Here is an 11,681-nt window from a genome sequence, read left to right as displayed (position 1 = left end):
GATCGCCAAGGTAGATGAAAAGACGTCATCCACCCCGACGGGGCTGTGCAGCAAGGGACGTGCTTATTGGACAAAGCCCTGCGCCAGCTCGCGGGTTAGCTCAGCGGCGCCGATATTCTTGCAGCCGCTGACATTCTGCCCCGCCCAGAGCGGAGAGAAATCACCGCTGCCCAGGCTTTCAGCTTTGCTGCGCAACGGCGCAATGGCTGCCGTCGCCAGTGGGAAGGCGGGTGTCGCCGGGCTGATTGGGCCCAACTCGCGCATCACCCGGTTGACGATGCCACGCGCCGGACGGCCGCTGAACAGGTTGGTCAGGGCCGTGTGCTGTGCTGCCGGGCTGTGCAGGGCGGCACGGTGAATGGCGCTGGTGCTGGCTTCATCACAGCACAGGTAGGCGGTGCCGATTTGCACCCCGGCCGCGCCAAGCGCCATGGCCGCGCGCACTCCGGCAGCATCGGCGATGCCGCCGGCGGCAATCACCGGCACGCGTAACGCCTGGACGATCTGTGGCAGCAGGGCGAAGGTGCTGAGCTGGCTGCTCAACTCATCGCTGAGAAACATGCCGCGATGGCCGCCGGCTTCCAGGCCCTGGGCGATGATCGCATCTGCGCCATTGGCTTCGAGCCACAACGCCTCTTCAAACGTAGTCGCCGAACTGAGCACCTTGGCCCCGCACGCTTTTACGCGCGCCAACAGCTCAGCCGAGGGCAGGCCAAAGTGAAAGCTCACCACGGCCGGCCGGAATTCATCGAGCAGATCGGCCATCTCGGCACTGAACGGCAGGCGGCCGGGACCGCTGGCAATCGTCGCGGGATCAATGTCGAACTCGCGGTAGTAAGGACTCAGCGCCTCACGCCAGGCGGCTTCGCGTGTGTCGTCGGCTGTTGGCGGGGTGTGGCAGAAGAAGTTCAGGTTATAGGGCCTGCGCGTCTTCTCGCTGAGCGCCTGCAGCTCCTTGCGCAGGCCAGCGGCATCAAGCATGGCGCAGGGCAGCGAACCCAGCGCTCCGGCGTTGGATACGGCAGCGGCTAAACCATGCAGCTGCACGCCAGCCATGGGGGCCTGGATCAGCGGTAGCTCAATGCCCAATAGGTCTTGCAATGACATGTGGGTTCTCTTTTGCCGGATGGATCAGTGGCCACCGTACTGATCCATCCGGCGCCTGGCAAACTGGTAAACTGCCCGGCCACAGGAGTCCGCCCAATGAACTACCGCCACGCCTTCCATGCCGGCAACCATGCCGATGTGCTGAAACACTATGTCCTCACTCGCCTGATTGCCCTGCTGTCACGCAAGGAGGCGCCGTTCGCCTACCTCGACAGCCATGCGGGTATCGGTCTGTATGACCTGCGCGGCGATCAAGCCAGCCGCACGGGTGAGTGGCTGGAAGGTATCGCCCGGCTGTGGCAGGCCACCGATGTACCGGACCCGCTGCTGGATTATCTGGAAGTGATTCGGGCGATGAACCCGGATGGCGAGCTGCGTCATTACCCCGGCTCGCCGGAGCTGGCGCGCCTGCTGACCCGCGAGCAAGACCGCTTGCACTTGAACGAGAAGCACCCGGAAGACGGTCGTCTGCTCAAGGAAAACATGCACGGCGACCGCCGCGTGGCCGTGCACCTGGGCGAGGGCTGGTATGTGCCACGCGCCCTGCTGCCAACCCGCGAGAAGCGCGCCCTTCTGTTGATCGATCCGCCGTTCGAGCAGGTCGATGAGATGGAACGCTGCGCGCAATCCCTGAGCGAAGCCATCAGTCGTATGCGCCAGGCTGTGGTGGCGATCTGGTACCCGATCAAGGACCTGCGCCAGCTGCGGCGTTTCTACAGTGACCTGCAAAAGAGCAAGGCACCCAAGCTGCTGCGCATCGAACTCTATGTGCACCCCACTGACGAAGCGGCACGCTTGAATGGCTCCGGCCTGGTGATCAGCAATCCGCCATGGGGCTTGGAAGATGAACTCAAGCAGATCCTGCCATGGCTCGCTCAGCTGCTCGGGCAAAGCCAGGGCGGCTGGCGCCTGGATTGGCTGATTGAGGAAGGCAGCGCGGGCTAGCGACCTTTGCTCGGTTCGACAAAGTAGCTCAGCTGCTGGCGTGGGTTGAGGTACTCCAGCGCTTCGCGCGGCAGCTGCGCCGGGCGCAGGCTGCTGGCGATGCCGAGGCGTGTTTCCTGTTCCAGGTCGATGATCAGCGCCTCGTTTTTGGGCACTTCGGCATCGTAGACCACCAGCGTCGGTTTCAGCGGCAGGCTTGGGTTCATGCCCAAGACCAGGCCGTATCGCTGGTCATCCAGCTGCACCAGGCAGCCCGGTGGATACACCCCCATGCAGCGGATAAAGGCTTTCAGCGCCACCGCGTCGAAGCGCGCATTGTATTGCTTGAACATCAACGCCAGCGCTTCGTGCGGGCTCAGGCCATCACGCGGGTTGAGCGGGTTGCACAGGTTGTCGAACTGGTTGGTGATGCACACCAGACGGCTTAGTCGGCCGATGGCTGCTTCACGCAGCTGACGCGGGTAACCGCTGCCGTCGCAGTATTCATGGTGCTCGTTGATGACGCGCAGCACTTCATCATCCAGCATCAGCTTGTGGCCCATGCGCAGGCCAAATTCACAGTGCAGCTGCAGCAGCTGCTGTTCCGGACGGGTCAGCGGCTCACTTTTCAGCAGGACCTTGCTGGGCACCTCCAGTTTGCCGACATCGTGCAGCAGCGCCCCCATGCCGAGGACATGGCAGTCCTCGCTGTCCAGGCCGAGTTGGCGACCCAGCATCAGGCTCAGTACGGTGACGTTCAGGGAGTGCAGGTAATTGTCTTCGGCGGCCTTGCTGTTGATGGTGTGCAGCACGGCGCCGCTGCCCCCCAGCAGCGTATCGACCATCGCGCCGACCACCTCGCCAGCCTGCTTGCAGGCTTCTTCTGGGCGGCTGCGTAGCGTCTGGTTGAGGGTTTTGACCTGTTGGCTGGCCTGAACGAATTTGCGGTCCACTTCGGCCAGGCGTTTGCGCAGGGCCTTGAGTTTTTCCGCACGGGCCAGGCTGGCCTGCTGCTGTGGCGAGGGCGGTGCTGCCGGTACTGGGGTGACGACCGTTGCTGTGGGTTCGGTCGCGCTCAGGGGCTCACAATCACTGCGCTCGGGGTCATAGCGCAGGCGTGCAACCCCCAAGGCGCGCAGGGCCTTGATCTGGTTTTCATCCTTGATCTTGAAGTTGCTGAAGGCAAAGTTGTGTTCCCACCAGGCCAGTTCAAGCTGGATATACAGGCCGACACACAGCTGGTCGGGGGATATGTAGGCTGAGGGTGCGGGCATGCGGGTGTCGAGGATGATGGCTAATGGCTTGCAGTCTAGCGGTTTGCCTACCTCGTGGCAGTAGGCGACAGCCGCTTCTGCACTATTTACCGGGTGGCGGGCTGGCTGGCGTTGTGTCCTGCAGCGCGTGCTCGACTTCCTCTGCCCATTGCAGCCAGGACTGTTCACCCAGAATGCCGCGCCGCAGCGTTAAGTAAGGCATGCGCAGAGCGTGGCGCTGCTCGGCGGGTAAGCCGTGGTAGTCGCGCTCAATGCTCATCAGGCTGTCCAGCGTTTTGCGGTGCACGGCGATATGCCGCTGCATTTCTTCACGCAGGTTGTCGGGTGAGGTGTGTGCGCCGGCATACAGCTTTACCAGCAGCGCATCGTTGATGGTATTCGGCTGCACTGGCTCGCCCAGCCAGCGCAGCAGTTCGGCATGGCCGGCTGGGGTCAGGCGGTAGTTCTTTTTGTCCGGGCGGGTGTCTTGGGTTTGTGCTTCAAACGCCAGCCAGCCGGCTTCGCTGAGCTTTTTCAGCTCCAGGTACACCTGCTGGTGTTTGGCGTTCCAGAAGTAACCCAGGCCATCCTTGAAGCGCTTGAACAGGTCGTAACCGCTGCCGGGCTCGCTTTCGAGCAGGATCAAAATGGCGTGCTTGAGTGACATGGGCGGACTTTAACGGCTGCTGCCTGAGATGCGCCGCAGTATACGGGATATGCAAAAAGTTGCATGGGTGGTGAATGCTTGCCTATTATGCAAAAACTTGCATAACAAAAATAACCACGGAGCTGCCCATGAAACGCACAGGAACCCGCTTTCGTTCGCGTCTGGCGCGCAACGATTACGACGCCATCATCATCGGCTCCGGTATCGGCGGCCTGACCACCGCCGCGCTGCTGGCCAAGCTCGGCAAGCGCGTGTGCGTGCTGGAGCAGCATTACACCGCCGGCGGCTATACCCACAGCTATGAACGCGAAGGCTACGAGTGGGACGTGGGCGTGCATTACATCGGCGAGGTGCACAAGCCCTGGTCGGCGATCCGTCGGGTGTTCGATGTGATCAGCGACGGTAACCTCGAATGGGCGCCAATGGACGCCCATTACGACCGCATCGTGATGGGCGAACAGACCTATGACTACGTGGCCGGGCGTGATGAATTCAAAGCGGAGATGGCGCGCCATTTCCCCGGCGAGGCCGCAGTGCTCGACCGCTATGTCGATCTGCTCAGCGAGGTCAGTGCCAAGGTGCCGCGCTTTTTTGCGGGTCAGGCGCTGCCGCGCTCACTGGGTATGCTCTACGGCAAATTGCGCCGTCTGTGGCTGCCGGATTACTTCTTCAAAACCACCCGTGAAGTGCTTGAAGGTCTGACCGACAATCAGGAGTTGATCGGCGTGCTGACCGCGCAGTGGGGTGATTACGGCCTGCCGCCGGCCGAAGCCGCCTTTGTGATGCACGCTATGGTCGCCAAGCACTACATCACCGGCGGCAACTATCCGGTGGGCGGCGCGACAAAGATTTCCGAGACCATCATCCCGGTGATCGAGGCGGCAGGCGGTCATGTATTCACCTATGCCGGGGTCGACAAGATCCTGGTCGAAAAGGGCCGTGCGGTCGGTGTGCGTTTGCAGAAAGACGGCGTCGAGATTCGCGCGCCGCAGATCGTCAGCTGCGCCGGCCTGGTGCCGACCTATACCCGTCTGCTCGAACCGCAAGTTGCGAGCGACCATGGCCTGCTGGAGCAACTGCCCAAGGTCAAACTGTCGGCCGCCACCCTGTGCCTGTACGCCGGGTTTAAGGGTAGCGCCGCCGAGTTGAAGCTGCCGAAGACCAACTACTGGGTCTACCCGAGTCATGATCACGACCACAACGTCAGCAGCTTTATGGCCGGACAGAATCCGGCGATGCCGCTGATCTACATCAGCTTCCCCTCGGCCAAAGACCCGGCCTGGGATGCGCATTACCCGAACAAGGCCACGGTGGAAATCGTCGCGCCGACCCAGCCGCAGTGGTTCGCCCAGTGGAAGGGCACCACCTGGGGCAAGCGCGGTGCCGAGTACGAGGCGTTCAAGGCCGAGTTGACTGCGCAGCTGCTGGAAACCCTCTACCAGCATCAGCCGCAACTGCGCGGTGCGTTGGATTTCTGCGAGCTGGGCACGCCGCTGTCCACTGAGTGGTACCAGTGGAACGAACAGGGTGAAATCTACGGGATTGATCACACGGTCGAGCGTTTCGAGCAGCACTGGATTCACACCCAGACGCCGATCAAGGGCCTGTACCTGACCGGGGCGGATACGGTGACGGCTGGCGTGGGCGGCGCGTTGATGGCCGGGGTCATGACCGCATCGCGGATGCTCGGCTGGCGCGGTTACAGGGTGGGCAAGTTGTTGAAAAGCTGGAAGGCACAAGCGCCTACCGCCGCCAATGCGACGGCGGATGCAGCGGGCTAAACCACGACGTCGACACTATTGCCCAGATTGGGCGGGTTGCTCGGCAGGCTGGCTGGCGTGGCGGCCTCAATCAGGCCACCGATGTTGGCGGCCTGCAGTTCCAGGGTCTTGCGCAGTAACAGCAGCGAGGCCATGGCGGAGGCTTGCGCCGAGGCCTGGGACGCCACCTGGTTGGTCAGGCTGCTGAGTTCCATGGGGGTTCCTTCTGCGTCAGGTGTCTTCAGTCTGGCAGGCAAGTGCCCGTGCCACCCAGGCCACAATAGCCGCCGGGGTTCTTCGCCAGGTACTGTTGGTGATAGGCCTCAGCGTAGTAGAACGGTGGCGCCTCGCGTACTTCGGTGGTGATAGCGCCGTAACCGTTTTTGCTTAATTCCGCCTGGAATTTGGCCCGGCTGCTCTGTGCTGCGGCCAGTTGTTCGGCGCCGTAGCAGTAGATCGCCGAACGGTACTGGCTGCCCGTGTCGTTACCCTGGCGCATGCCTTGGGTCGGGTTGTGCGCCTCCCAGAACACTTTCAGCAATGCGGCGTAGCTGGTGACCTGCGGATCGAATACCACCAGCACGACTTCGGTATGGCCGGTCAGGCCTGAGCAGGTTTCGTCATAGGTTGGGTTCGGCGTATGGCCGCCGGCATAGCCGACTGCCGTGCTCCACACCCCCGGCTGCTGCCAGAAGCGCCGTTCCGCGCCCCAGAAACAGCCCATGGCGAATACCGCCTGCTCAAGGCCTTCAGGAAATGGCCCCTGCAGCGCATTGCCATTGACGAAATGCGCAGTCGGCACCTTCATCACGTCTGCCCGGCCGGGCAGGGCCTGTTCGGCGGTGGGCAGTTCGAGTTTGTGGGCGAGAATTTGCGAACGCAGAACCATGAGCCATTTCCTCAGCAGAAGCATGTGTGTCATAGACCGTTATAAGGCGGGCTTGTTACAGCCGGCTAGCCTTTGTTTGGATAGCGCTTGAGCCTTTCCAGCAGGTCGCGACCGGCGATAGGTTTGTCGAACAGGTAGCCTTGGCCGATGTCGCATTGCTGGCGGCGCAAAAAGTTCAGCTGCGCAGGTGTTTCAATGCCCTCGGCTACCACCTTGAGTTTCAGGTTATGTGCCATGGCGATCACCGCTGAGGTGATTTCCATGTCGTCCTGATTCTCCGGGATGTCCTTGATAAAGCTGCGATCAATTTTGATCACATCTATGGGGAATTTCTTCAGGTAGCTGAGTGAAGAATAACCGGTGCCGAAGTCGTCCATGGCCAGGGTCAGGCCCAGGCTTTTCAAGCGACTGAGCTGATGGCGGGTGTCGTCAGTGGCTTCCAGCAGCAGGCTCTCGGTCAACTCCAGTTCGAGCAGGGCCGGGTCGAGTTGTTCTTCATGCAGGATGGCGGCGATTTCACCCACCAGGTCCGGGTCGGAGAACTGTTTGGGCGACAGGTTGATGGCCATCTGCAGCGGCGCATGGCCGACGGCGATCAGCTGTTTGCTCATGCGGCACGCCTGGCGAGTGACCCATTTGCCGATGGGGATGATCAGGCCGGTTTCTTCCGCCACGCTGATAAATCTGTCCGGGCTGATCATGCCCTTGTCTGGGTGATTCCAGCGCAGCAGCGCTTCCAAGCCCAGCAGTCGACCCCGCTTTAGGCACAGCTTGGGCTGGTAGAACACCTCAAGCTCGTTCTGCATCAGCGCGCGGCGCAGGTTGCTCTCAACGAACAGCTTGTCGTGCGCTTCGGCATTCAGTGCATCAGTAAACACCTGCAGCTGATTTTTGCCGTTGGCTTTAGCTTTATGCAGCGCCAAGCCGGTGTGCTTCATCAAGGTTTGCGGGTCATCACCGTGATCGGGCGCGCAGCCCAGACCGATGGAGCCGGTGACGTTGATCAGCTGGTTGTCGACGAACAGTGGCTTGTCCAACGTCTGCAGCAGCTTTTGCGCCACCAGTTGACTGTCGGCCTGGTTGAGGTCGAGTAATACGGCAAATTCGTTGCTGGCAAAGCGGGCCAATACGCTGCTGGGGTGCAGGGTGTTACGCAAGCGGCGCGCGAGGCTGACCAGCAGTTTGTCGCCCGTCTGGTGGCCGAGGCTGTCGTTGATCCGTTTGAAATTGTCGATATCCACCAGCAGCAGGCTGATCGGTTTGCCGGGGTGCGCGCTGAAGTGATCTTCCAGTGAGCGGATAAAGGCGTAGCGGTTGCCGAGCCCGGTGAGATTGTCGCGAAAGGCCAGGCGCTCAATATGCTGCTGCGCCTGCTTGCTCGCCGTCACGTCTTCGTAGATGCCGATGTAGTGCGTCAGGCTGCCATCGTCGGCATAGACTTTGGACAACGACAGTTGCCCCCAGTAGGGGTCGAGGTTTTTCCGGCGGCTCTTGAATTCACCCAGCCAGCTGTTCTGTTCGGCCAGGCTGGAGCGGGCGTCAAACAGCAGGTCGCTGAGGTTTTCCAATGCCGGTATTTCGGACAGGCGGCGCCCCTGGACTTCGCTGGCGCTGTACAGGGTAATGGCGGTAAAGCTCGGGTTTACGTACTCCACCAGGCCATCACGGTCGAGCAGGATAAAGGCGCTTGAGCTTTGCTCGACGGCGCGTTGAAACAGGTACAACGCGTTGGTTGCAGAACGGCGTTGCTGGTTTGTCAGCACCTGAGCGTATTGATCGGCCAGTTCGCCAGCAAAGGCGATTTCGTCAGCCTGCCAAGTGCGTGGCGAGCCGCTATGTTCCAGGCACAGCACGCCCACCACTTCACCGGCGATGCGGATGCTGGCATCGAGCATCGCCGCGATGCCCATGGGTTTCAGGTAGCTGTTGCTCAGCTCGTGGGTGCGCGGGTCCTGGTAGGCATCATGGGCGTCGAGCGCCCGGCCGCTGTGCAGCGCCTGCAGGTAGGCGGGGTAGGGGCTGGCGTCGATGTCGGGTTGCTCGACATGCCGGCCCTGATCCTGTTGATACAGGGCCACCGCTTGCAGCATGTGCTGATTGAGGTTCCAGATGCCGACGCGGCTGACGCCATACAACTCACAAGCGCTTTTACTGATCAGTTCGGCGGCTTCACGCAAGGGGTTGCTGTCGCCGTAATGATGGCGCGCGAGGGTGACGATCAACTGTTGCTGGGCTTGTGTGCGTTGCTGTTGCGCCTGCAGCTCGGCCTGGCTGCGCTGGTACAGCTCGAGGGTTTGTGGCGACGGAGCGCTCTGCTCGTTCATCACCAGCAGGTAGCCGCGTAGCAGGTGTCGGCCGCGTTGCTTGAAGGCTTCGCCCACTTCCATCAGCGTCAGGCTGCCGCGCGGTGTGTGCAGGCAGTACTGCACACTGTAGTGGTGGCGGGCGGCCAGCTGCTGCGCAATGTTGTCATGCAGCTGGTGGCGAGCTGCGGGTTCCATCAGGCTGGCGTAGGGCGCATCGAGCAGGGAGCAGAGTTCATGGGCCGGCAAACCGAACTGTTGTTCGCAGCCTGAATCGAGGTACAGCAGGGCCCAGCTGGCTTCATTCAAGCGCTCGAAACGCAGTAGGCCGAGGCGCGAAGGCACTGGCAACTGCGTCACAACCTCGGCCGCTAAACGACTTGCGGCATCGGGATGGCTTTTCATTCGGTGGCTGGCTTCCAGTATGCTGATCGAAGCGGTAATCGACTCACTTCATTTATAGCGTCGGGTAAGGGTGCATCATGCAATTGCGACTGACAAGAAAACTAATATCCGCAGTGCTGCTGAGCAGCTGTATGGTCACCTCGACAGCGTTCGCAGCTGAGCCTGACACGGGTTTGAGCAGTGCCGAACAGGGCAATTATCTGCTCGAATTGAAACGCCTTTATCTGACCGAGAATGACCGCCAAGCGCTGCTGGCGCATTGCAATGATCTGCTTAAAACCTACGCCCTGCGCGCCGCTTATCAGGTCGGCCAGGCGCAGCGTCAGGACCTGCTCTATCAGCTGCGTCAGGGCGAGTCCGGCGAGCTGCTACTACGTGAAGAAACCCGTAGCCAGCAAGGCACCGATATTGCCGTGCGCAACCAGCGGGTGCCGCTGTTTGGCGTCGACCCTTTCGTGCGTTACGAATGCCCGAGTAGCGGCATCAGCTGCGTGCTGCACAACCCCAACGACGGCAGCCCAATGCTGACCATCGTGCGCGATCACAAGGGCTCTGCCGAACTGGCCAAAGCACTGAGCTTTCTGATCCGTAATCTGCAGAAAGGCTGATCGTCTCCCATAGTTCCACCGCTGGCTTAAATCTAAAAAAAACCCCGCCTAACTGGGCGGGGTCGAGGGTACGAGCGTGGCTGCTCGAAAGTTGATGCGTTACAGCAGCATGGTGCGGATGTCCGCCAGTACGTCACCCATGCGCTTGGTGAAGCGCGCCGCAGCGGCGCCGTTGATCACGCGGTGGTCGTAGGACAGCGACAGCGGCAGCATCAGCTTGGGCTGGAAGGCTTTGCCATCCCAGACCGGCTGGATGGTGGCCTTGCTCACACCGAGAATCGCCACTTCCGGCGCGTTGACGATCGGCGTAAAGCCGGTACCGCCAATGTGGCCGAGGCTGGAGATGGTGAAGCAGGCGCCCTGCATATCGTCGGCTGACAGCTTCTTGGTGCGCGCCTTTTCCGCCAGCACGGCGGCCTCAGCGGCGAGCTGCAGCAGGCTCTTCTGGTCGACGTTCTTGATCACCGGTACCAGCAGGCCATCCGGAGTGTCCACGGCAAAGCCGATGTGCACGTATTTCTTGCGGATGATCGCTTTGCCGCTCGGCGCCAGTGAACTGTTGAAGTCCGGCAGTTCCTTGAGCAGGAAGGCGCAGGCCTTGAGCAGCAGTGGCAGCACGGTGAGTTTGACCCCGGCCTTTTCCGCCACGGCTTTCTGCGCGACGCGGAAGGCTTCCAGCTCGGTGATATCGGCCGAATCGAACTGGGTCACGTGCGGCACGTTGAGCCAGCTGCGATGCAGGTTGTTGGCGCCGACCTGCATCAGGCGGGTCATCGCCACTTCTTCGATTTCACCAAACTTGCTGAAGTCCACCACCGGGATCGGCGGGATACCGGCTCCACCGGTTGCACCGGCAGCTGGTGCTTCCTTGGCCTTCTGCATCATGGTTTTGACGTAAGCCTGCACATCCTCTTTGAGCACGCGGCCTTTCGGTCCGGTGCCCGGTACGGCGGACAGCTCGACGCCGAACTCGCGAGCGAGCTGACGCACAGCCGGGCCCGCATGCACCTTGGCGCCGTCACGCTTGGGCGCGGCGGCAACGTTGGCAGCAGCGGCTGCCAGCGAGGCAATTGCACCAACTTCGGCAGCGACCGCAGGATGCGCGCCGGCCGGAACTTTGTGCACGTCACTTGCGGGTGCAGCGGCCGGTGCTGGCGCTGCGGCTGCTGGAGCCGCAGCGGCGCCGGCCACTTTCAGCTTGAGGATAAAATCACCGGTGCCAACTTCGTCTTCCAGTTTGACGCTTATGCTTTCCACCACGCCGGCAGCCGGCGAGGGGATTTCCATGCTGGCCTTGTCCGACTCCAGGGTGATCAGCGACTGATCAGCTTCGACGCTATCGCCGACCTTGATCAGAATCTCGATGACCTTGGCTTTGCCGTCCGAGCCGATGTCCGGCACATGTACGTCCTGCACGCTGCTGCTGGCCTGCGCGACTGGCGCAGGTGCAGCGGCTGGTGCGGTAGCTGCTGCTTTGGGCGCTTCAGCCGGTGCTGCGGCAGGCGCCGCGGTTGCTTGGGCAGCGCCTTCGGCTTCCAGCTCAAACAGTTCGTCGCCTTCTTTCAGGCGGTCGCCCAGCTTTACTTTCAGGCTTTTCACCACGCCGCCTTTCGGCGCGGGGATTTCCATGCTGGCCTTGTCCGACTCCAGGGTCAGCACGCTCTGATCAGCCTCGATGCGATCACCGACCTTGACCATCAGTTCGATTACTTCACCCTCACCACCACCGATGTCGGGTACGCGAATCAATTCACTCATCGTTTCG

General features: G+C 61.5%; 10 protein-coding genes. 3 read left to right on the top strand and 7 right to left on the bottom strand.

Going from position 1 to position 11,681, the window contains the following annotated elements; all coding sequences use genetic code 11:
* Window positions 1-63 precede the first annotated feature (63 nt).
* Window positions 64-1,107 (bottom strand): nitronate monooxygenase, encoded by a 1,044-nt coding sequence (locus HBN63_RS11380; RefSeq protein ID WP_170049495.1) that lies wholly within the window; start codon window positions 1,105-1,107, stop codon window positions 64-66.
* Between the two features lie 96 nt (window positions 1,108-1,203).
* Here HBN63_RS11380 and HBN63_RS11375 point away from each other — a divergent pair, with 96 nt between their 5' ends.
* Entirely contained in the window at window positions 1,204-2,052 is an 849-nt protein-coding gene (locus HBN63_RS11375) for a 23S rRNA (adenine(2030)-N(6))-methyltransferase RlmJ (RefSeq protein WP_090249862.1), read from the top strand.
* Here the strand turns inward: HBN63_RS11375 and HBN63_RS11370 are convergent.
* Together HBN63_RS11370 and HBN63_RS11365 are read right to left on the bottom strand one after the other, a co-directional pair.
* The gene (locus tag HBN63_RS11370) at window positions 2,049-3,305 is read right to left on the bottom strand and encodes an HD-GYP domain-containing protein (RefSeq protein WP_170049494.1); all 1,257 of its coding nucleotides are present in this window, start codon (window positions 3,303-3,305) and stop codon (window positions 2,049-2,051) included. The genes HBN63_RS11375 and HBN63_RS11370 overlap by 4 nt on opposite strands.
* An 82-nt stretch (window positions 3,306-3,387) precedes the next feature.
* Window positions 3,388-3,951, bottom strand: coding sequence for a PadR family transcriptional regulator (locus HBN63_RS11365; RefSeq protein WP_170049493.1), 564 nt, complete (start codon window positions 3,949-3,951; stop codon window positions 3,388-3,390).
* Between the two features lie 128 nt (window positions 3,952-4,079).
* Between HBN63_RS11365 and HBN63_RS11360 the strand changes: the two genes are divergently transcribed.
* Complete coding sequence (locus tag HBN63_RS11360; protein ID WP_170049492.1) at window positions 4,080-5,732, top strand: NAD(P)/FAD-dependent oxidoreductase; 1,653 nt, start codon at window positions 4,080-4,082, stop codon at window positions 5,730-5,732.
* Here HBN63_RS11360 and HBN63_RS11355 read toward each other — a convergent pair.
* The 3 genes from HBN63_RS11355 to HBN63_RS11345 form a co-directional block, all read right to left on the bottom strand.
* Window positions 5,729-5,926 (bottom strand): putative motility protein, encoded by a 198-nt coding sequence (locus HBN63_RS11355; RefSeq protein WP_160085716.1) that lies wholly within the window; start codon window positions 5,924-5,926, stop codon window positions 5,729-5,731. The two genes, HBN63_RS11360 and HBN63_RS11355, sit on opposite strands and share 4 nt — an antisense overlap.
* Before the next feature lie 26 nt (window positions 5,927-5,952).
* Window positions 5,953-6,600 (bottom strand): peptide-methionine (S)-S-oxide reductase MsrA, encoded by a 648-nt coding sequence (gene msrA, locus HBN63_RS11350; protein WP_170049491.1) that lies wholly within the window; start codon window positions 6,598-6,600, stop codon window positions 5,953-5,955.
* Window positions 6,601-6,665: 65 nt separating this feature from the next.
* Window positions 6,666-9,308, bottom strand: coding sequence for an EAL domain-containing protein (locus HBN63_RS11345; protein ID WP_170049490.1), 2,643 nt, complete (start codon window positions 9,306-9,308; stop codon window positions 6,666-6,668).
* Between the two features lie 131 nt (window positions 9,309-9,439).
* On the opposite strand from HBN63_RS11345, the gene HBN63_RS11340 reads away from it, so the two are divergent.
* Window positions 9,440-9,916: a hypothetical protein gene (locus HBN63_RS11340; RefSeq protein WP_262498937.1), complete on the top strand. Its 477-nt coding sequence runs from the start codon at window positions 9,440-9,442 to the stop codon at window positions 9,914-9,916.
* Between the two features lie 99 nt (window positions 9,917-10,015).
* Here HBN63_RS11340 and aceF read toward each other — a convergent pair whose 3' ends face one another.
* Window positions 10,016-11,674 carry a dihydrolipoyllysine-residue acetyltransferase gene (aceF, locus tag HBN63_RS11335; RefSeq protein ID WP_170049488.1) on the bottom strand — a complete coding sequence of 553 codons (1,659 nt, stop codon included), beginning with the start codon at window positions 11,672-11,674 and terminating at the stop codon, window positions 10,016-10,018.
* Window positions 11,675-11,681 lie beyond the last annotated feature (7 nt).

Origin of the sequence: Pseudomonas sp. WS 5011, assembly GCF_012985775.1 — a bacterium.
Taxonomy (GTDB): Bacteria; Pseudomonadota; Gammaproteobacteria; order Pseudomonadales; family Pseudomonadaceae; genus Aquipseudomonas; species Aquipseudomonas peli.
The sequence above is the reverse complement of the archived record's forward strand: the minus strand, read 5'-3'. Positions and strand labels throughout refer to the sequence as shown.

Excerpts from the sequence above, each read along its gene's own strand:
- HBN63_RS11355 (WP_160085716.1), bottom strand. The coding sequence starts at position 5,926 with ATGGAACTCAGCAGCCTGACCAACCAGGTGGCGTCCCAGGCCTCGGCG.
- HBN63_RS11360 (WP_170049492.1), top strand. The coding sequence starts at position 4,080 with ATGAAACGCACAGGAACCCGCTTTCGTTCGCGTCTGGCGCGCAACGAT.
- HBN63_RS11340 (WP_262498937.1), top strand. The coding sequence starts at position 9,440 with ATGGTCACCTCGACAGCGTTCGCAGCTGAGCCTGACACGGGTTTGAGC.
- msrA (WP_170049491.1), bottom strand. The coding sequence starts at position 6,600 with ATGGTTCTGCGTTCGCAAATTCTCGCCCACAAACTCGAACTGCCCACC.
- HBN63_RS11375 (WP_090249862.1), top strand. The coding sequence starts at position 1,204 with ATGAACTACCGCCACGCCTTCCATGCCGGCAACCATGCCGATGTGCTG.
- HBN63_RS11365 (WP_170049493.1), bottom strand. The coding sequence starts at position 3,951 with ATGTCACTCAAGCACGCCATTTTGATCCTGCTCGAAAGCGAGCCCGGC.
- HBN63_RS11380 (WP_170049495.1), bottom strand. The coding sequence starts at position 1,107 with ATGTCATTGCAAGACCTATTGGGCATTGAGCTACCGCTGATCCAGGCC.
- aceF (WP_170049488.1), bottom strand. The coding sequence starts at position 11,674 with ATGAGTGAATTGATTCGCGTACCCGACATCGGTGGTGGTGAGGGTGAA.
- HBN63_RS11370 (WP_170049494.1), bottom strand. The coding sequence starts at position 3,305 with ATGCCCGCACCCTCAGCCTACATATCCCCCGACCAGCTGTGTGTCGGC.
- HBN63_RS11345 (WP_170049490.1), bottom strand. The coding sequence starts at position 9,308 with ATGAAAAGCCATCCCGATGCCGCAAGTCGTTTAGCGGCCGAGGTTGTG.